General features: G+C 74.3%; 2 protein-coding genes. Both read left to right on the top strand.

The window, feature by feature from the left end; genetic code table 11:
- The first annotated feature begins 141 nt into the window (after nucleotides 1-141).
- The gene (locus tag BLV96_RS38075; RefSeq protein WP_167379876.1) at nucleotides 142-15819 is read left to right on the top strand and encodes a type I polyketide synthase; all 15678 of its coding nucleotides are present in this window, start codon (nucleotides 142-144) and stop codon (nucleotides 15817-15819) included.
- Entirely contained in the window at nucleotides 15816-21143 is a 5328-nt protein-coding gene (locus BLV96_RS38070) for a type I polyketide synthase (protein ID WP_167379875.1), read from the top strand. Before BLV96_RS38075 ends, BLV96_RS38070 begins: the two co-directional genes overlap by 4 nt.
- The last annotated feature ends 149 nt before the right edge of the window (nucleotides 21144-21292 follow it).

Genomic DNA, 21292 nt, shown 5'->3' with positions numbered 1-21292 from the left:
GCGCGAGTCCCCGGCGGCGGCGCGGCGACGGATTTCCCTGCCCCTAGGCGGGTTTTCAGGGGATCCGGCCGTGCCGTGCGCCGACCTACGATCGATCAAGACGACCATGAGTGCTGGCTTGCTACAGCGGTGGAGTGCGGAATGCGTGAGTTTGAGACCGAATCGAATCGAGCGTCCGGGTTCGCGGAGCGGCTGACCGAACTGCCCGCCGGTGACCGCGCGGCATTCCTGGCCGACGTCGTCCACGACGCGACCCGGGGTGCGCTGCTGGCGGCGCGCCCGGACGTGCCGGCGGTGCTCGACCCGGAGAAGGCGTTCTCCGACCACGGGTTCGACTCGCTGGCGGCGGTGGAGCTGCACGCGCGGCTCACCGAGGCCACCGGGCTCGACCTGCCGGTCACCCTGGCCTTCGACCACCCGACCCCGGTCGCCGTCGCGCGCTTCCTGCACGCGGCGGTGTTCGGAGCCGAGATCGTCCACAGTGGACCTGCCTTGTCCGGTGACCCGGACGAGCCGGTCGCGATCGTCGGCATCGGCTGCCGCTACCCGGGCGGGACGGCGTCGCCCGAGGACCTCTGGCGGCTCGTGGCCGACGAGGTGCACACCATCACCGGGTTCCCGACCGACCGCGGCTGGGACCTCGACGGCCTCTACGACCCGGACCCCGACCGCCCGGGCAGCAGCTACGTCACTTCCGGCGGGTTCCTGCCCGACGCCGGCGAGTTCGACGCGGGCTTCTTCGGCATCGCCCCGCGCGAGGCGTCCGCGATGGACCCGCAGCAGCGGCTCGTCCTCGAGACGGCGTGGGAAGCACTGGAGCGCGCCAAGATCGACCCGACGACGCTGCGCGGCACGCCCGCCGGCGTCTTCATCGGCGCCGAGGCCCAGGAGTACGGCCCGCGCCTGCACGAGGCCCCGGACGGCCTCGACGGGTACATGCTCACCGGCAACGCGCCCAGCGTCGTCTCCGGCCGCGTCGCCTACGCGCTCGGCCTCGAGGGCCCGACGCTGACCGTCGACACCGCGTGCTCCGGTTCGCTGGTCGCGCTCCACCTCGCCGTGCAGGCCCTGCGCCGCGGTGAGACGCAGCTCGCGCTCGCCGGCGGCGTCGCCGTCATGGGCGGCCCCGGCACCTTCACCGCGTTCAGCCGCCAGCGCGGCCTCGCCGAAGACGGCCGCTGCAAGGCGTTCGCCGCGGGTGCCGACGGCACCGGCTTCGCCGAGGGTGTCGGCGTCCTGGTCCTGGAACGACTCTCCGACGCGGTCGCGAACGGGCACACGGTGCTCGCCGTCGTCCGCGGAACCGCCATCAACTCCGACGGCGCGTCGAACGGCCTCACCGCCCCCAACGGACCGTCGCAGCAGCGCGTGATCCACCGCGCGCTCGCCGACGCCCGGCTGGAAGCGTCCGAAGTGGACGCCGTCGAGGCGCACGGCACCGGTACCCGGCTCGGCGACCCGATCGAGGCCCAGGCGCTGCTCGCCGCCTACGGCCAGGGCCGCGAGACGCCGCTGCTGCTCGGCTCGATCAAGTCCAACATCGGCCACACCCAGGCCGCGGCCGGCGTGGCCGGCGTGATCAAAATGGTCGAAGCGATCCGCCGCGGCCGGCTGCCCAAGACCCTGCACGTCGACGCGCCGACTCCGCACGTCGACTGGACCGCGGGTGCGGTCGAGCTGCTCACCGAGGCCCGCGAGTGGCCGGAGGTCGAGCGCCCCCGCCGCGCCGGTGTCTCGTCGTTCGGCGTCAGCGGCACCAACGCCCACGTCATCATCGAGCAGGCACCCGCGACAGCGGACGTCGACGGCACCACCGAACCGGTGCCGGTCGTCCCGCTCGTGCTCTCGGCCCGAAGTGCGGAAGCCCTGCGGGCGCAGGCTGACAAGCTCGTGTCCACTGTGGAGGTCGCCGACCTGACCGAGGTCGGTTTCTCCCTGGCCGGCACGCGCGCCGCGCACGACCACCGCGCGGTCGTCGTCGCAGAGTCCACTGAGGACGCCGTTCGCGGCCTGCGCGCGCTCGCGGCGGGGGAGCCGGACAGCGCGGTCGTCGCCGGCGAACGCACGCCGGGCAAGCTCGCGATGCTGTTCACCGGCCAGGGTTCACAGCGGCTCGCCATGGGTCGCGAGCTGTACCTGGCGTACCCGGTCTTCGCCGAGGTCTTCGACGAGGCCATCGACCACCTCGACGTGCAGATGGACCGCCCGCTGCGGGACGTCCTCTTCGGCGACGACGCCGAAGAGCTGAACGGCACCCAGTACGCGCAGTGCACGCTGTTCGCCGTCGAGGTCGCGCTCGCCCGGCTGCTGGAGTCGTGGGGCGTCAAGCCGGACGTCCTGCTCGGGCACTCGATCGGCGAGCTGGCCGCCGCGCACATCGCCGGCGTCTGGTCGCTGGAAGACGCCTGTCTCGTCGTCGCCGCGCGCGGCCGTCTCATGCAGGCGCTGCCCGAGGGTGGTGGCATGGTGGCGATCGCCGCGACCGAGGACGAGGTCGGCCCGCTGCTCACCGACGGCGTCAGCATCGCCGCGATAAACGGGCCCGCGTCGGTCGTCGTGTCCGGCGAGCGCGGCGAGGTCGAGGCCGTCGCCGCGGTGTTCCGCGAGCAGGGCCGCAAGACGAGCGAACTGCGCGTGTCGCACGCGTTCCACTCGCCGCTGATGGAGCCGATGCTCGCCGAGTTCCGCGAGGTCTTGGAGGTCGTCGAGTTCTCGGCGCCGAAGATCCCGGTCATCTCGAACGTCACCGGCCGCCAGGCCACCCCCGAAGAGCTGACCTCGCCCGGCTACTGGCTCTACCACGTGCGCCGCGCCGTGCGGTTCGCCGATGGCGTCGCCGCGCTCGCCGCGGCCGGCGTCACCACCGCCATCGAGGTCGGCCCGGACGCCGTCCTCGCGGCCCTGGCCGCCACCGGCCCGCACGGCTCGGACATCGCGTTCGTGCCCGCGCAGCGCCGCGACCACGCCGAGGTCACGACCCTGGCCGGCGCGCTCGGCCGGCTGCACACTCGCGGCGTGGCGATCGACTGGCCCGCGTTCTTCGGCCCGGCGAACGTCGTCGACCTGCCGACGTACGCCTTCCAGCGCAAGCACTTCTGGCTCACCGCACCCGGTCGCGGCGACGCGGCCGACTTCGGCCAGCTCGCCTCCGGCCACCCGCTGCTGGCCGCCGAGATCGGCCTGGCCGACCACGACGGCCTGGTCCTGACCGGCCGGATCGGGCTGCGCTCGCACCCGTGGCTGGCGGACCACACCATCGCCGGCACCGCCCTGCTGCCCGGCACCGCTTTCGTCGAGATGGCCCTGCACGCCGCCGGGCGCGCGGGCTGCGACGTCGTCGACGAGCTGACCCTGCAGGCACCCCTGGCCGTTCCGGAGGGACGTGGGGTCGAGGTGCAGGCCGTGGTCGGCCCGGTCGAGGACGGCCGCCGCACCATCGAGTTCTACTCGCGCGCCGAGCAGGACGTCGCCTGGACCCGGCACGCCACCGGCGTGCTGGCCGAGGCCGCGGCCGGCGAGCCCCGGCCGCTGACCGAGTGGCCGCCGTCCGGCGCCGAGGTCGTCGCCACGAGCGAGCTGTACGACGAACTGGCCGCGCAGGGCTACGGCTACGGCCCGCTGTTCCGGGGCCTGCGCACGGCGTGGAAGCGCGATGACGTCGTGTACGCCGAGGTCGTGCTGCCCGAACGGGACGGGGACTTCGGCATCCACCCGGCACTGCTCGACGCCGTCCTGCACGCCACCGACTTCGCCCCGGGCGAGGCCCGCGAAGCCGGCGAGATCCGCCTGCCGTTCGCGTGGACCGGCGTGCGGATGCACGCCTCCGGCGCGGCCGAGGTGCGCGTGCGGATCACCTCGCCCGCCACCGGCGGGGTCTCCCTGGAGATCGCCGACGCGGCGGGTGCGCCCGTGCTGTCGGTGGAGTCGTTCCGCTCCCGCCCGGTCAGCGGCGCCGACCTGGGCCCGCGGGCCCAGGACCTGCTGCACACCGTCGAATGGACGCCGGTCGCGGCTTCCGACGCGGATCCCGGTGAGGTGCGGCTGGTGAGCGTGCCGGGCGAACGCGGCGGGATTCCCGCCGCCGCCCGCCAGACCGCTCACCGCGTCCTGGAGCTCCTCCAGTCGTTCCTCGCCGAGGCCACCCCGGCCAAGCTCGTGCTGCAGACACGCGGCACGCTGGCCGACTCGGTCGTGCGCGGGCTGGTGCGCTCGGCGCAGGCCGAGCAGCCGGGCCGGATCGTCCTGGTCGAGGGCGAGACCACCGCCGCGACGCTGGCCACCGCGCTCGCGTCCGGCGAGCCGGAGCTGCGCGTCGACGGCGACCGCGTGCTGGCCCCGCGGCTCGTCCGCCTGGCCACCGACGCCCCGGCGTGGCAGCCCGAAGGCGCGGTGCTCGTCACCGGCGGTACCGGTGGCCTCGGCGCGCAGGTCGCGCGCCACCTCGTCACCACCCACGGCGTCCGGCACCTGGTGCTGCTCAGCCGCCGCGGCGGCGACGCCCCGGGCGCGGCCGAACTGGTCGCCGAACTGGAGGCGAGCGCGACGGTGCAGGTCATCGCCGCCGACGTCACCAAGAAGCGGTCGCTTTCGGCCGCGCTGAAGAAGATCGAGCAGCCGCTGACCGCCGTCGTCCACACCGCCGGTGTCCTCGACGACGCCCTGATCGGTTCGCTCACCGAAGAGCGCCTCGACACCGTCCTCGCGCCGAAGGTCGACGCCGCCTGGGCCCTGCACGAGCTGACGTCGGACCTGACCGCGTTCGTCCTGTTCTCGTCCTCGGCCGGGCTGGTCGACGGCGCGGGCCAGGCCAACTACGCGGCCGGCAACACCTTCCTCGACGCCCTCGCCGAGCACCGCCGCGAGCAGGGCCTGCCCGCGACGTCGCTGGCCTGGGGCCTGTGGACCGACGGCGGCGACGCGCTCGGCATGAGCGCCGGACTGTCCGAAAAGGACCTGGGCCGGATCGGCCGGCTGGGGCTCGCCCCGCTGACCGCGGCCGAAAGCCTCGCGGCGCTCGACGCCGCCGTCGGCACCGGTGCCCCGGCCGTCGTCCCGACCCGCGTCGACCGCGCCGCGCTCGGCGTCCGGGAGGACGTCCCGGCGCTCCTGCGCGGTCTCGCCCCCGCGAACCGGCGGCGCATCGCGGCGGTCGCGGGGGAGCTCACGCCGGAGCGGCAGTTCGCCGAGCGGTTCGCCTCGCTGTCGGAGGCCGACCGCGACCGCGCGGTGCTCGACCTGGTCCGCACGCACGTCGCGGCCGTGCTCGGCCACGACGGCCCGGGCGCGATCAGCCCGGCCCGCCCGTTCGGCGAGATCGGGTTCGACTCCCTCGCCGCGGTCGAGCTGCGCAACATCCTCGACTCCGTCACCGGCATGCGGCTGCCCGCCACGCTCGTCTTCGACCACCCGACCCCGCGCGCGCTGGCCGAGTACCTCGTCACGCGCCTGGGCGGCCTGGCCCCGGTCAAGCCGATCGCGCCGGTGACCACGGCCGACCCGGAGGAGCCGATCGCCATCGTCGGCATCGCCTGCCGCTACCCCGGCGGCGTCGCGACGCCGGAGGACCTGTGGCGGCTCGTCGCCGGCGGGGAAGAGGCGCTCACGCCGTTCCCGGCCGACCGCGGCTGGAACGTCGACGCGCTCTACGACCCCGAGCCGGGCAAGCCCGGCCACTCCTACGTCAAGCACGGCGCGTTCCTGCACGACGCCGCCGAGTTCGACGCCGACTTCTTCGAGATCAGCCCGCGCGAGGCGGCCGCGATGGACCCGCAGCAGCGGCTGCTGCTGGAAGTGTCCTGGGAGGCGTTCGAGCGGGCCGGCATCGACCCGGTTTCGCTGCGCGGCAGCGCGACCGGCGTGTTCGCCGGCGTCATGTACCACGACTGGGGCACCCGCCTCGGCACGGTGTCCGACGACATCGCGGGCTACCTCGGCAACGGCAGCCTCGCCAGCGTCGTCTCCGGCCGCGTGTCCTACGCGCTCGGCCTGGAGGGCCCGACGGTCACCGTCGACACGGCGTGCTCGTCCTCGCTGGTCGCCCTGCACTGGGCGGTCCAGGCCCTGCGCCGCGGCGAGTGCACGCTCGCCCTGGCCGGCGGTGTCACCGTGATGTCCACTCCGGACACCTTCGTCGACTTCAGCCGCCAGCGCGGCCTGTCCGCCGACGGCCGCTGCCGCTCGTTCGCCGACGCGGCCGACGGCACCGGCTGGGGTGAGGGCGCGGGCATGCTGCTCGTCGAGCGGCTCTCGGACGCCCAGCGCAACGGGCACCCGGTGCTCGGGCTCGTCAAGGGCTCCGCGGTCAACCACGACGGCGCGTCCAACGGCCTCACCGCCCCGAACGGCCCGTCGCAGCAGCGCGTGATCGCGAAGGCCCTGGCCGACGCGGGTCTTCAGCCGTCCGAAGTGGACGCTGTGGAGGGGCACGGCACCGGCACCACGCTGGGCGACCCGATCGAGGCGCAGGCGCTGCTCGCGACCTACGGCCAGGACCGCGCCGAGGACCAGCCCCTGTGGCTGGGCTCGATCAAGTCCAACATCGGCCACACGCAGGCCGCGGCCGGCGTTGCCGGCATCATCAAGATGGTCATGGCGCTGCGCAACGAGCAGCTGCCGCAGACCCTGCACGTCGACCGTCCGTCCACTGTGGTCGATTGGGACACGGGCGCGGTGCGCCTGCTGACCGAGGGGCGGGACTGGTCGCCCAACGGCCACCCGCGCCGCGCCGCGGTCTCGTCGTTCGGCATCAGCGGCACCAACGCCCACGTGATCATCGAGCAGGCCCCGGCCGACGCCGTCGTCGAGCAACCGGCCGAGCCGCAGCCCGACGCGGTCGTCCCCGTCGCCCTCTCCGGCCGCACCCCGGCCGCCGTGCGCGGCCAGGCCGCTCGCCTGCGCGAATACCTCGCCGACCACGAGGACATCCCCGTCGCCGAGCTGGCCCGTTCGCTCGTCTCGACCCGCGCCGCGCTGGAGCACCGCGCGGTGGTCGTCGCCGGGACCGCGGCCGAGCTGGCCGCCGGCCTCGACGCGCTGGCCACCGGCGAGCAGGGCAGCGAGCCCGTCACCGAAGGCAAGCTCGCGTTCCTGTTCTCCGGGCAGGGTGCGCAGCAGGTCGGGATGGGGGCCGCGCTGTCGGAGACCTACCCGGTCTTCGCCGACGCCTTCGACGCCGTCTGCGCCGCGCTCGACCCGCTGCTCGACGTGCCGCTGCGCGACGTCGTCTTCGGCACGACCGCGCTCGCCGACCGCGGCCTGCTCGACCAGACGCAGTACACGCAGACCGCGCTGTTCGCGATCGAGGTCGCGCTGTTCCGGCTCGCCGAGTCGTGGGGGATCGTCCCCGACGCGCTCGCCGGGCACTCGATCGGCGAGCTGGCCGCAGCGCACGTCGCCGGGGTGCTTTCTTTGGAGGACGCGGCGAAGCTGGTCGCGGCCCGCGGCCGCCTGATGGGCGCGCTGAGCACGCCGCCGGGGGCGATGGTCTCCCTCGCCACCACCGAAGAGGCCGCGCGGGAACTGATCCGCGGGTACGAAGACGACGTCAGCATCGCCGCCGTCAACGGCCCCGCGTCGGTCGTCATCTCCGGTGCCGCCGACGTCGTGACCCGCATCGAGCGCGCCACCGACGTCCGGACGCGCCGGCTGCGCGTGAGCCACGCGTTCCACTCGCCGCTGATGGCCCCGATGCTCGACGAGTTCCGCGAGATCGCCGCGGGGCTGACGTTCCACCAGCCGAAGATCCCGGTCGTCTCCACGGTCTCGCCGGACGCGGACCTGACCTCGCCCGAGTACTGGGTCACGCACGTCCGCGAAGCCGTCCGCTTCGCCGACGCCGTGACGGCGCTGGCCGCCGACGGCGTGCGGACGTTCCTCGAGCTGGGGCCGGACAGCGTGCTGACCGCCCTCGGCCGGCAGATCGACCCGGACGCCGCGTTCGTCCCGTTCGGCCGCCGCGACCGCGACGAGGTCCGCACCGCGCTGACGGCGCTCGGGCGCCTGCACGCCCGTGGTGCCGCCGGCCTGGGCAAGGTGCTCGGCGACGGCCCGATCCGGCTCGACCTGCCGACGTACGCCTTCCAGCACAAGCGCTACTGGCTCGACGCGACCCCGTCCGGCGACGTGACGGCGGTCGGGCAGCAGCCGCTGCCGCACCCGATGCTCGGCGCGGTCGTGCCGCTGTCCGGTTCGGACACCACGGTGCTCACCGGCCGGCTGTCGGCCGGGTCGGTGCCGTGGGTGGCCGACCACGTCGTCAAGGGCGCGATCCTGGTGCCCGGCACCGGGTTCGTCGAGCTCGCCATCGCGGCGGGCGACCAGGTCGGCCACTCGACGGTCGAAGAGCTGACGCTGCAGGCGCCGCTCGTCCTTCCCCCGGACGGCGCCGTGGCGCTGCAGGTCGTCGTCGGCCCCGCCGACGGCGACCGGCGCCCGATCACCGTCTTCTCGCGGCCGGCCGACGGCGACGAGTGGACCCAGCACGCGCTCGGCACGCTGTCCGCGGCACCGCGGCCCGAGCCCGCCGGGCTCACCGAGTGGCCGCCCGCCGGGGCGACCCCCATCGTGGTCGAGGGCGCCTACGACCTGCTCGAAGAGCGCGGGTACGGCTACGGCCCGTCCTTCCAGGGCCTCACGGCCGCCTGGAAGCGCGGCACCGAGGTGTTCGCCGAGGTCGCGCTGCCGGAACCGGCGGCGGCGACGGCGAACCTGTACGGCCTGCACCCGGCGTTGCTCGACATCGCGATGCACGCCGACCTCCTCGGCGACCCGGGCGGCGCGACGCTGCTGCCCTTCGTCTGGAACGGCGTCACGCTGCACGCCGCCGGCGCTTCGGTGCTGCGGGTGCGGATCGAGCGGCTGAACGGCGACGAGGTGTCGGCCATCGAGGTGGCCGACAGCGAGGGCCGGCCGGTCGCGACCATCGACTCGCTGGTCTCCCGCCCGGTCCGCCGCGAGCTGACCGCATCGTCCGAAGTGGACGGCTCGCTGCTGAAGATCGCCTGGCAGCCGGTGCCCGCGCCGCAGTCCGACGCCGAGGTCGTGGCCGTGGGCCGCGGCCGGGTCGGGGTGGCCGCCACCTACGCCGGTTTCGCCGACCTGGTCGGCGCCGTCGACCGCGGCGAGCCGGTGCCCGGCCTGCTCACGCTGAGCGTGCCCGAGCGCACCGGCGACGTGCCGGAGACCGCGCGGGCCAACGCCGCCTGGCTGCTCGCCGAGCTGCAGGCCTGGCTGGCCGACTCGCGGTTCGCCGCCACGAAGCTGGCCGTCGTGACGCAGGACGCGGTGCCCGCCGATGAGTCCACTGTGGACGTGACGCAGGGTCTGCTGTGGGGCCTGGCGCGCGGTGCGCAGGCCGAGCACCCGGGCCGCGTGTTCGTGGTCGACGCCGACGCCGACGCGCCGGCGGGGACCATCGCGGCCGTCGTCGCCTCCGGGGAGCCGGAGGCCGCGATCCGCGCCGGTGCGGTCCTCGTGCCGCGCTACGCCAAGACCGAGGCCGGCGACGCGTCCCCGTGGGGCACCGGAGCCGTGCTCATCACCGGCGGCACCGGCGGGCTCGGCAGCCTGCTGGCCCGCTACCTGGTGGCCGAGCACGGCGTCACCGACCTGGTGCTCACCAGCCGCCGCGGGCTCGGCGCGCCGGGCGCCCGGCAGCTGGTCGAGGACCTCACCGACCTGGGGGCCCGGGTGCGGGTCGCCGCGTGCGACGTCACCGAGCGCGCCCAGGTCGAGAGCGTGCTCGGCACGATCGACAACCTCACCGCCGTGGTGCACGCGGCGGGCACGGCCGACAGCGGTGTCTTCGACTCGCTGACCGCCGACCGGCTCGACTCGGTCTTGCGGGCCAAGGTGGACGCCGCCTGGCACTTGCACGAACTGACCCGGGACCTCGCCGCGTTCGTGCTGTTCTCCTCCGCTGGTGGCCAGGTGCTGCCCGCGGGCCAGGCGAACTACGCCGCCGCCAACGCGTTCCTCGACGGCCTCGCCGCGCACCGCCAGGCCGCCGGCCAGCCGGCGACGGCACTCGCGTGGGGGCTGTGGGCCGAGAACACCGGCCTCGGCGGCGAGCTGGCCGAGGCGGACCTCGCCCGGATGGCGCGGCTCGGCCTGCCCGCGGTCACCGCGGAGCAGGGGCTCGCGCTGTTCGACGCGGCGACCTCGACCGCCGACGCCGTCATCGCACCGCTGCGGGTCGACGTCGCGGCATTGCGGGCCCGCACCGACGACCTGCCCGCGTTGCTGCGCGGGTTCGTCCCGCCGAAGGCCCGCCGGACCGCCAAGGCGGCGAAGGCGGCCGACAACGCGCTGGCCGCGGAGCTGGCCGCACTGGCCGACAACGAGCGCGACCGCGTGCTGCTGGACATCGTCCGCACGCAGGTGGCCACCGTGCTCGGCTACACCGACAAGTCCGAAGTGGACGGTGCCCGGGCGTTCAAGGAGCTCGGCTTCGACTCGCTCGCCGCGGTCGAGCTGCGCAACCTGCTCGGCACCGCGACCGGCCTGACCCTGCCGGCGACGCTGATCTTCGACCACCCGACCGCCAAGGCGGTGGCCGGCTTCGTCAAGGGCAAGCTGCTCGGCGCCGTCGCGAAGGTCCCGGCCACGACGACCCGGACGAACGCGTCGATGCAGGAACCGATCGCGATCGTCGGCATGGCCTGCCGGTACCCCGGCGGCGTCCGGTCGCCGGAGGACCTCTGGCAGCTGCTGGTCGACGAGGTCGACGCCGTGTCGGAGTTCCCGACCAACCGCGGTTGGAACATCGACAGCATCTACGACCCCGAGCGTGGCAAGCGGGGTAAGACGTACGCCCGCGAAGGCGGCTTCCTCCACGAAGGCACCTTGTTCGACCCGGCGTTCTTCGGCATCGGCCCGCGCGAGGCGCTGGCCATGGACCCGCAGCAGCGGCTCCTGCTGGAGACGGCGTGGGAGGCCATCGAGCGGGCCGGCATCGACCCGACCGCGCTGCGCGGCAGCATGACCGGCGTCTTCACCGGCGCCATGTACGACGACTACGGCAGCCGCGTCCCGGGCGCGCCCCTCGACGTCGCCGCCTACATCCCCAACGGCAGCTCGGGCGCGGTCGTCTCCGGCCGCATCTCCTACCTGCTCGGCCTCGAGGGCCCGTGTATGACGGTCGACACCGCGTGCTCGTCTTCGCTGGTCACGCTGCACCTCGCGGTGCAGGCGCTGCGGGCGGGGGAGTGCGGGCTGGCGCTCGCGGGCGGTGTCACGCTGCTTTCGCAGCCGGACCTGTTCGTCGACTCCAGCCGCCAGGGCGTGCTTTCGCCCAACGGCCGGTCGAAGTCGTTCTCCGCGGCCTCCGACGGCGTCGGCTGGGCCGAAGGCGCGGGCCTGCTCCTGCTGGAGCGGCTCTCCGACGCCCAGCGCAACGGGCACGAGGTCCTCGCGGTGGTCCGCTCCAGCGCCGTCAACCAGGACGGCGCGTCCAACGGCCTCACCGCCCCGAACGGGCCGTCGCAGGAACGCGTGATCCACGCGGCCCTGGCGGCCGGCGGGCTCACCCCGGCCGAGGTCGACGCCGTCGAGGCGCACGGTTCGGGCACCAAGCTGGGTGACCCGATCGAGGCGCAGGCGCTGCTGGCCACCTACGGCCAGGACCGCCCGGACGGGCGGCCGCTGTACCTGGGCTCGGTGAAGTCCAACATCGGCCACGCGCAGGCTTCCGGGGGCGCGGCGGGCGTGATCAAGGTCGTCCAGGCCATGCGGCACAACATGCTGCCGAAGTCGCTGCACATCGACGCGCCGTCCCCGGTCGTCGACTGGACCACCGGCGACATCGAGCTGCTGAGCGAGGCCCGGCCGTGGCTGCCGAACGGCCGCCCGCGCCGCGCGGGTGTCTCGTCCTTCGGCATCAGCGGCACCAACGCGCACATCATCATCGAGGAGGCACCTCCGTCCACTGTGGAGCGTCCGCGCCGGACGGCGCCGGAGCTGGCATCGGTGCCGCTGCCGATCGCCGGGACCACCGCCGCCGCGCTCGCCGACCAGGCGGCCCGGATGGCCGCGTGGATCCGGTCGAACCCGGAGCTGGACCTCACCGACGTCGGCTACTCGCTCGCCACCGGGCGGGCGGCGCTCGACCACCGCTCGGTGGTCCTGGCGGCGAACCGGGAGGGCGCGTTGAAGGCCCTCGACGGGCTCGCCGGCGGCGGGACCCCGGCGGGCACGGTCACCGGCGCGACCAGCGCCGCCGACCTGACCGCGTTCCTCTTCACCGGCCAGGGCGCGCAGCAGCCGGGCATGGGCCGCGAGCTGTACGAGGCCTTCCCGGTCTTCGCCGGCGCGTTCGACGAGGCCTGCGGCCTGTTCGACACCGAGGTCCCGCTCAAGGACGTCATCTGGGACGGCAGCGAGCTGCTGAACCAGACCGCGTACACGCAGTGCGCGCTGTTCGCGATCGAGGTCGCGCTCTACCGCCTGGTCGAGTCGTGGGGCCTCACGCCGGACTACGTCGCCGGGCACTCGATCGGTGAGCTGGCCGCGGCGCACGTCGCCGGGGTGCTCTCGCTCGCCGACGCGTGTGCCCTGGTCGCCGCCCGCGGCCGGCTCATGCAGGCCCTGCCGTCCGGCGGTGCCATGGCGGCGATCGCGGCCACCGAGGACGAGGTGCGCGCCGCGCTCCCGGCCGGGGTGGACGTCGCCGCGGTCAACGGCCCGCGCTCGGTGGTCATCTCCGGTCCCGAGGACGCGGTGAAGGCCGCCATGGCGGCCTTCAAGGAAGCCGGCCGGCGCGTGAAGCAGCTGGTCGTCTCGCACGCCTTCCACTCCTCGCTGATGGAACCGATGCTGGCCGACTTCGCCGTGGTGGCGGAAAAGCTGACGTACTCGGCCCCGGGCATCCCGGTCGTCTCCAACGTGACCGGCAAGATCGCCACCGCCGAGCAGCTCTGCTCGCCGGAGTACTGGGTCAACCACGTCCGCGAGGCCGTGCGCTTCGCCGACGGCGTCGGCACGCTGCTCTCGGCCGGCGTCACCCGGTTCGTCGAGCTCGGCCCGGACGCGGTCCTGACCGGCATGGCCCGCGAGTGCGACACCTCCGTCGCCGACCGGCCCGACCGCGTCGTGGGCGTGCCCGCGCTGCGCCGGGGCCGCGCCGAGGTGCAGACGCTGTTCACCGCGCTGGCCACGGTCTACTCGCGGGGCGCCAAGATCGACTGGCGGGCCCTGTTCGCCGGCCGCGGTGCGTCCACAGTGGACTTGCCGACGTACGCGTTCCAGAACAAGGAGTACTGGCTCAACGCGACGAAGCCCGCGGGTGACGTCGACTCGCTCGGCGCCAAGTCCGCCGCGCACCCGCTGCTGGGCGCGCTGGTGGAGCTGCCGGACGGCGGCGCGGTCCTGACCGGCCGGCTCGCGGTCGACAAGCAGACCTGGCTGGCCGACCACGTGGTGCTGGGCCGGACGATGCTGCCCGGCACGGCGTACGTCGAGCTGGCTCTGCACGCCGCCGACCAGGTCGGCTGCGACCTCCTGGAGGAACTGACCCAGCAGGCCCCGCTGCTGCTGCCGGAGGAAGGCGGCGTCGACCTCCGTGTCGTCGTCGGCGCCCCCGGTGCGGACGGCCGTCGCGAGCTGTCGGTGCACTCCCGCACGGACGACGTCTGGACGCAGCACGCGGCCGGAACGCTCGCCACGGGGGCCCAGCCGGCGGAGTTCGACCTGACGGCGTGGCCGCCGGAGGGCGCCGAAGCCGTCGACCTCACCGGGCTCTACGACGACCTGGCCGGCCTCGGCTTCGGCTACGGCCCCGTGTTCCGGAACCTGCGCGCGGTGTGGCTGCGGGACGGGGAGGTGTTCGCCGAGGTGGCGCTGCCCGACGGCACCGATTCCCGGGACTTCGGGCTGCACCCGGGTCTGCTCGACTCGGCGCTGGGTGCGACGGACTTCCTCGTCGGCGGCCCGAAGGCGCTGACCGAGACGACGATCCCGTTCGCCTGGAACCAGGTCTCGCTGCACGCTTCCGGAGCGACGACGCTGCGGGTGCGGGTCCGCAAGGAAGGCAAGGACGCCTCGCTCGCCCTCGCCGACGCGGCCGGCACGCCGGTCGCGTGGATCGAGTCGCTGGTGACGCGGCCGGTTTCGGAGGGCCAGCTGGGCGCGAAGGTGCCCGACTCGCTGCACCGCATCGACTGGCAGCCCGCCGCCGGGGTCCGGCTGGTCAAGTCCCTCGAGGGCTGGGCCGTGCTCGGCACCGACGACCTCGGCCTCGGCGTCCCGACGCACGACGAGCCGGTGGCCGCCGACGTGCTGGTCCTGCCGGTGACCTCCGCCGGCGGAGACGTGCCCACCCGGGTCCACGCGACCGTCCAGGCGACGCTGAAGCAGCTGCAGAGCTGGCTCGACGGTCCGTCCGACGGCAAGCTCCTGGTCGTCACGCGGGGCGCCGTGGCCGACGACCCGGACCTCGCCCAGGCGCCGGTCTGGGGCCTGGTGCGGGCCGCGCAGGCGGAGAACCCCGGCCGGGTCCAGGTGGTCGACGTCGACGACGTGCCGCAGTCGCTGCGGGCCCTGCCCGCGGTGGTCGCCTCCGGCGAGCCGGAAGCGATCGTCCGGGTCGGCGAGGTCCGCGTGCCGCGGCTGGCGAAGGTCACCACGGTCGGCGACCCGGTCGAGTGGGACGCCGACGGCACGGTGCTGATCACCGGTGGCGCCGGCCTGCTCGGCGGCCACCTGGCCCGGCACCTGGTCGCACGCGGCGCCCGGAAGCTGGTCCTGACCAGCCGCCGCGGCCTGGACGCACCGGGGGCGCGGGAGCTGGTCGAGGAGCTGGGTGCTTCGGTGACCGTCGCGGCCTGCGACGTCACCGACCGGGACGAGCTGGCCACGCTGATCGGGTCGCTGCCCGACCTGACCGCGGTGGTGCACGCCGCCGGGCAGATGGACAGCGCGGTGCTGACCGCGCTGACCCCGGAGCAGGTCGGGAACGTGCTGCGGCCCAAGGTGGACGCGGCCTGGCACCTGCACGAGCTGACCGCGTCGCTGGACCTGAAGGCGTTCGTCCTCTACTCCTCGGCGGGTGGCCTGCTGCTCGCCGCCGGGCAGGCGAACTACGCGGCGGGCAACGTCTTCCTGGACGCCCTCGCCGGGCACCGCGCGGCGCTGGGCCTCCCGGCGACGTCGCTGGCCTGGGGTCCGTGGGAGGGCAGTGGTGACGCCGTCGACCTGACGCACGTCGCCCGGTACGGGGTCGCGGAGCTGGCCGTCACCGACGGTCTCGCGCTCTTCGACGCCGCCCTCGCGGCCGGCGAGGCCACGCTGGTGCCGGTGAAGCTGGCCGACCTGCGGGAGGCCGACCGGATCGCACCGCTCCTGCGGGGCCTGGTCACGGCCGGCCCGCGGCGGGCCGCCGCGGCGGCGGGTCCGGTGACCGCGGCACCCGAGACGGGCTTCGCGGACAAGCTGACCGGGATGTCGGCCGACGAACGGGAAAGCGCGCTGCTGCAGCTGGTCTGCGAGCACGCGGCGGCCGTCCTCGGCTACGACGACGCTTCGGCGGTCGGCGTCGAGAAGGGCTTCACCGACCTGGGCATCGACTCGCTGGCCGCGCTCGAACTGCGCAACCGGCTCGGGGCGGCCTGCGGGCTGCGCCTGCCGGCGACGCTGATCTTCGACTACCCGAGCCCGCTGCCGCTGACCCGGTTCCTGCTCGGCGAACTGCTGCCCGAGCTCGGCGAGCCGGTCGAAGAGGTGGCCGAGGCCAACGGAACCGACGAAGTGGCCGCCATCGCCGGCATGGACCTGGCCGACCTGGTCAAGTCCGCGATGGCGGGCACCGAAACCGAGGAGTCCCAGTGAGCCAGCCGTCCACCGAGCAGATCGTCGCCGCGCTGCGCCAGTCCATGATGGACAACGAGCGGCTCAAGGCGGACAACCAGAAGCTCACCGCGGCGATGAGCGAGCCGATCGCCATCATCGGGATGGGCTGCCGGTACCCCGGCGGCGTCACCACGCCTTCGGAGCTCTGGGACCTCGTCGCCGGCGGTACCGACGCCGTCGGCGAGTTCCCCGAGGACCGCGGCTGGGACACCGGGTCGATCTTCGACCCGGCCGGCCGCCCCGGCACGACGTACTCGAAGGAAGGCGGCTTCCTCCACGACGCCGCCGATTTCGAGCCGGAGTTCTTCGGCATCTCCCCGCGGGAGGCCCGCACGCTCGACCCGCAGCAGCGGGTCGTGCTGGAAACCGCGTGGGAGGCCGTGGAACGCGCCGGGATCGTGCCGTCGACGTTGCGGGGCAGCAAGACCGGCGTCTTCGCCGGCGTGATGTACCACGACTACGGCGCCGGCAGCAGCGACGGCAGCCTCATCTCCGGCCGCATCTCCTACACCCTGGGGCTGGAAGGGCCGTCGGTGTCGGTCGACACGGCGTGCTCGTCGTCGCTGGTCGCCCTGCACTGGGCGGCCCAGGCGCTGCGCCGCGGCGAGTGCTCGCTGGCCCTGGCCGGCGGGGTCACCGTGATGGTGACGCCGGACATGTTCGTCTACTTCAGCGAGCAGCAGGGCCTCTCCCCGGACGGCCGGTGCAAGGCGTTCGGCAGCGGCGCCGACGGCGTCGGCTGCTCCGAAGGCGCCGGGATGCTCCTGCTGGAACGGCTTTCCGACGCACGTCGCAACGGCCACCACGTGCTGGCCGTGCTGCGCGGCAGCGCGGTCAACTCCGACGGCGCGTCCAGCGGCATCACCGTCCCCAACGGACCCGCGCAGCAGCGGGTGATCCGCGCGGCGCTGGCCGACGCCGGGCTGAAACTGTCCGATGTGGACGCCGTCGAGGCGCACGGCACCGGTACCAAGCTCGGTGACCCGATCGAGGCGCAGGCGCTGATCGCCACCTACGGCAAGGTGGCCACGGCCGACCGGCCGCTGCACGTCGGGTCGTTCAAGTCGAACGTCGGCCACACGCAGGCCGCGGCCGGCGTCGGCGGCGTCATCAAAATGGTGGAGGCGCTTCGGCGCGGCGTCCTCCCGCGCACGCTGCACGCCGACGAGCCGTCGCCGCACGTCGAATGGACCGACACCGTCTCGCTGCTCAGCGAGCCGAAGCCGTGGCCGGAGAACGGACGGCCGCGCCGCGCGGGCGTGTCGTCGTTCGGCATCAGCGGGACCAACGCGCACGTGATCGTCGAGCAGGGCGACCCGGTGACCCTGTCCTCGGACGACGGGCCGGTGACCTGGCTGCTGTCCGCCAACGACCCGGACGCCCTGCGGGCGCAGGCGGGCAAGCTCGCTTCCGCCGCCGGTAAAGCGTCCACTGTGGACGTCGGGTTGTCGCTGGCGACCACCCGGACCCAGGCCGAGCACCGCGCCGGGATCGTGGCGCCCGACCGGGCCGGCGCGATCCGCGCGCTGACCGAGTACGCGGCCGGCCGCACGGCGGCGGGGGTCGTCGAAGGCGTGGCCGGGACCGGGCGCACGGCGTTCCTGTTCACCGGCCAGGGCGCGCAACGCGCGGGGATGGGCCTGGAGCTGGCGGCGGCGTACCCCGCGTTCGCCGAGGCTTTCGACACCGTCGCCGCCGAACTGGACAAGCACCTCGACGTGCCGGTGCGGACCGTCCTGGGCTCCGAGGAGACCGGGTACACGCAGCCGGCGTTGTTCGCCGTCGAGGTCGCGGTGTTCCGGCTGCTCGAGTCCTGGGGCGTCACCCCGGACTACCTGCTGGGCCACTCGATCGGCGAGCTGGCCGCGGCGCACGTCGCCGGAATCCTTTCGCTCGAAGACGCGTGCACGCTCGTGACGGCCCGGGCACGGCTGATGCAGGCCCTGCCCGCCGGTGGGGCGATGGTCGCCATCGCGGCGGCCGAAGCGGACGTCCTGCCGCTGCTGACCGACGGCGTGTCGATCGCCGCCGTCAACGGACCGGCGTCGGTGGTGCTGTCCGGCGACGAGGACGCGGTCCTCGCGGTGGCGTCGAAGTTCGAGAAGACTTCGCGGCTGAAGGTGTCGCACGCGTTCCACTCGGCGCTCATGGAGCCGATGCTGGCCGACTTCGCCTTCATCGCCCGGAACCTGACCTATTCCGAGCCGGCGATCCCGATCGTGTCGACGGTCTCGCCGGACGCCGACCTGACCTCGCCGGAGTACTGGGTGAGCCAGGTGCGCGACGCCGTGCGGTTCGCCGACGGCATCCGCACGCTGCTCGACGCCGGGGTCACGACGTTCGTCGAGGTCGGCCCGTCGGCCGTGCTCACCGCGATGGGCCAGCTGTGCCTGGGCGCGGACGACCGGGCGACGTTCGTCCCGGTGCTGCGCAAGGACCGGCCCGAAGGCGAGTCGGCGGCCACCGCCGTGGCTTCGCTGTTCACCGTAGGGTCCACTGTGGACTTCCCGGCGTTCTACGCCGGTGGTGCGCCGGTCGAACTGCCGACGTACGCGTTCCAGCGCAAGCGTTACTGGCTGGAGAACCCGACCGGCGCCCGCGTCCGCGGGGTCACCGAGGTCGGGCAGGTCGACGCCGGGCACCCGCTGCTCGGCGCGGTCGTGGCGACCGCCGACACCGGCGGTGTCGTGCTCACGGGGGAGCTTTCGCTGCGTGCGCAGCCGTGGCTCGGCGACCACGTCGTGCAGGGGGTGCCGTTGTTCCCCGGCACGGCGTTCGTCGAACTGGCCGTGCGGGCGGGTGACGAGGTGAACTGCGCGAAGCTCGACGAGCTGACGCTCGCGGTCCCGCTGATCCTGCCCGAACACGGAGCCGTCCCGGTCCAGGTGACGGTGGGCGCGGAGGACGAGTCGGGTGCCCGTGCGGTCGGCATCTATTCGCGGGCCGCGGACACGGGGGAGTGGACGCACCACGCGAGCGGCCGGCTGTCGCCGACGGCGGACGCGCCCGTGGCCGCCGCCGAGTGGCCTCCGCCCGGGGCGGTCGAGATCGACGTGACCGGCCGCTACGACGACCTCGCCGCCCAGGGCTTCGACTACGGACCGGTCTTCGCCGGGCTGCGCCGGGTCTGGCGCGACGGGAACACCCTGGCCGCCGAAGTCTCGCTGCCGGAGCACACCGACGGTTCCGCGTTCGCGTTGCACCCGGCCCTGCTGGACGCCGCGCTGCACACCATCGGCCTCGCCGGGCTGACGGAGGACAAGCCGGCGTTGCCGTTCGCGTGGAGCGGGGTTTCGCTGCACGCCGGTGGGGCGTCGAACTTGCGCGTGCTGCTCTCCTCGGACGTCGAGAACACCGTGTCGCTCACGGCCACCGATCTCACCGGGGCGCCGATCGTCACCGTGGGATCGCTGGCGCTGCGGCCGATCGCCGACGACGCGTTCGCCGCGGTCACCCGCCCGGCGGCCGGCGACTCGCTGTTCCGGGTCGAATGGCAGCCCTACACCGGCGACGCCGCTTCCGGCGTTTCGCACGCGGTGCTCGGTGCGGACCCCTTCGGCCTCGGTGGCGAGTCCTATGTGGACATCAATGCCCTGATCGATGCGGTGCGAGCCGGGACGGCCGCCCCGGACGTGGCGTTCGTGTCGTTCGCCGCGCCCGAGACGGCGTCGCCCACCGTGGCACGCGAAGCCACCCACGAGTTGCTGGATCTGGTGCGGACGTGGGTCGACGAACCGGCGCTGGCCGGTTCGCGGCTCGTCGTGGTCGCCTCCCACGCCATCGCGACCCGTCCCAACGAGGGCGTCGGCGACCTCGCCCACGCCGCGCTGTGGGGCGTCGTCCGGTCGGCCGAGCTGGAGTACCCGGACCGGTTCGCGGCGGTCGACGTCGACGGCGCTGAGCCGCCGCTGGCCACGGTGCTCGGGGCGATCCACGCCGGTGAGCCCGGGGTCGCCGTCCGGGACGGGGCGGTGCTGGTGCACCGGCTGGCGAAGTTCGCCCCCGAGAGCCGGCCGCCGTCGCTGAACCCGGACGGGACCGTGCTGGTCACCGGCGGCACCGGGGCGCTGGGCGCGTTGCTCGCGCGGCACCTGGTGACCGCGCACGACGTGCGTCACCTGCTGCTCACCAGCCGTCGTGGCGAGGCGGCACCGGGAGCGGCGGAGCTGAAGGCGGAACTGGAGGAGCTGGGCGCTTCGGTTTCGCTGGTGGCCTGCGATCTCGCGGACCGGACCGCGGCGGCCGCGCTGGTGGCCGGTGTCCCGGCCGGGCACCCGCTGACGGCGGTCGTGCACACGGCGGGCGTCCTGGACGACGGCGTGCTGCTCGCGCTGACCCCGGACCGGATGGACGCGGTGCTGCGGCCGAAGCTGGACGCGGCCTGGCACCTGCACGAGCTGACCGCGGACCTCGACCTGGCCGCGTTCGTGCTGTTCTCCTCCGTCGCCGGGACGTTCGGTTCGGCCGGGCAGGCGAACTACTCGGCCGGGAACGTGTTCCTCGACGCGCTGGCCCACCACCGCGTCTCGCTCGGGCTGCCGGCGGTGTCGCTGTCGTGGGGCCTGTGGTCCGGCGGCATGGCGGGCGCGCTCGGGGAGACGGACCTGGTCCGGATGGCGCGCTCCGGCGTGGCCGGGCTGTCGTTCACCGACGGGCTCGAGCTGTTCGACGCGACGTTCGGCACCGCGCAGCCGGCGCTGGTGCCGGTCCGGCTCGACGTGGCCGGGCTCCGGTCCGGCGGGCACGAGGTGCCGCCGATGCTGCGCGGCCTGGTGCGTGGCGGCACGCGGCGGCGAGCCGCGGTCGCCGACGACTCGTGGGCCCGGATCGTGGCCCTGCCGGCCGGGGAACGGGAGCGGGCGCTGCTCGACCTCGTGTGCGGCACGGCCGCGGTGGTGCTCGGCCACGACCGCCCGGACGCCATCGACCCCCGCAAGGGGTTCATCGAGCTCGGCTTCGACTCCCTGACGGCGATCGAGCTGCGGAACCGCCTGGACGAGCTGTCCGGCAGGCGGTTGCCGGCGACCCTGATCTTCGACTACCCGTCCGCGGGCGCCGTGGCCGGGTTCCTCGGCGAAGGCCTGGCCGACCAGCCGTCCATTGTGGATTCCCAGCTGGCCGCTTTCGAGGCCGCGTTGCGGGACAACGTCCTGGAGGGGCCTGAACGCGAGAAGCTGGTCAGCCGCTTGACCGCGCTGCTGGCGTCGTACTCGGCTCCCGAGGAGCAGGCGGACATCGAGAACGCCAGCGCCGAGGACCTCTTCGCGCTCCTGGACGAGGAACTGGACACCAAACCGGTTTGACCACGCGAGTTCCAGCACACGAGTCCCCCGCTGACGCCGGCCACGGCGCGGTGGGGGACTCGCGTTGCGTTGTGGGGAGAGACGGTCTCCGGCAATCGACGTCCGGCCTGGGTGTGCCCAAACCGGTCTCGTCGAACCTCGGAGAACAC

This window comes from Amycolatopsis pretoriensis (assembly GCF_900107925.1).
Classification (GTDB): Bacteria; Actinomycetota; Actinomycetes; order Mycobacteriales; family Pseudonocardiaceae; genus Amycolatopsis; species Amycolatopsis pretoriensis.
The sequence above is the reverse complement of the archived record's forward strand: the minus strand, read 5'-3'. Positions and strand labels throughout refer to the sequence as shown.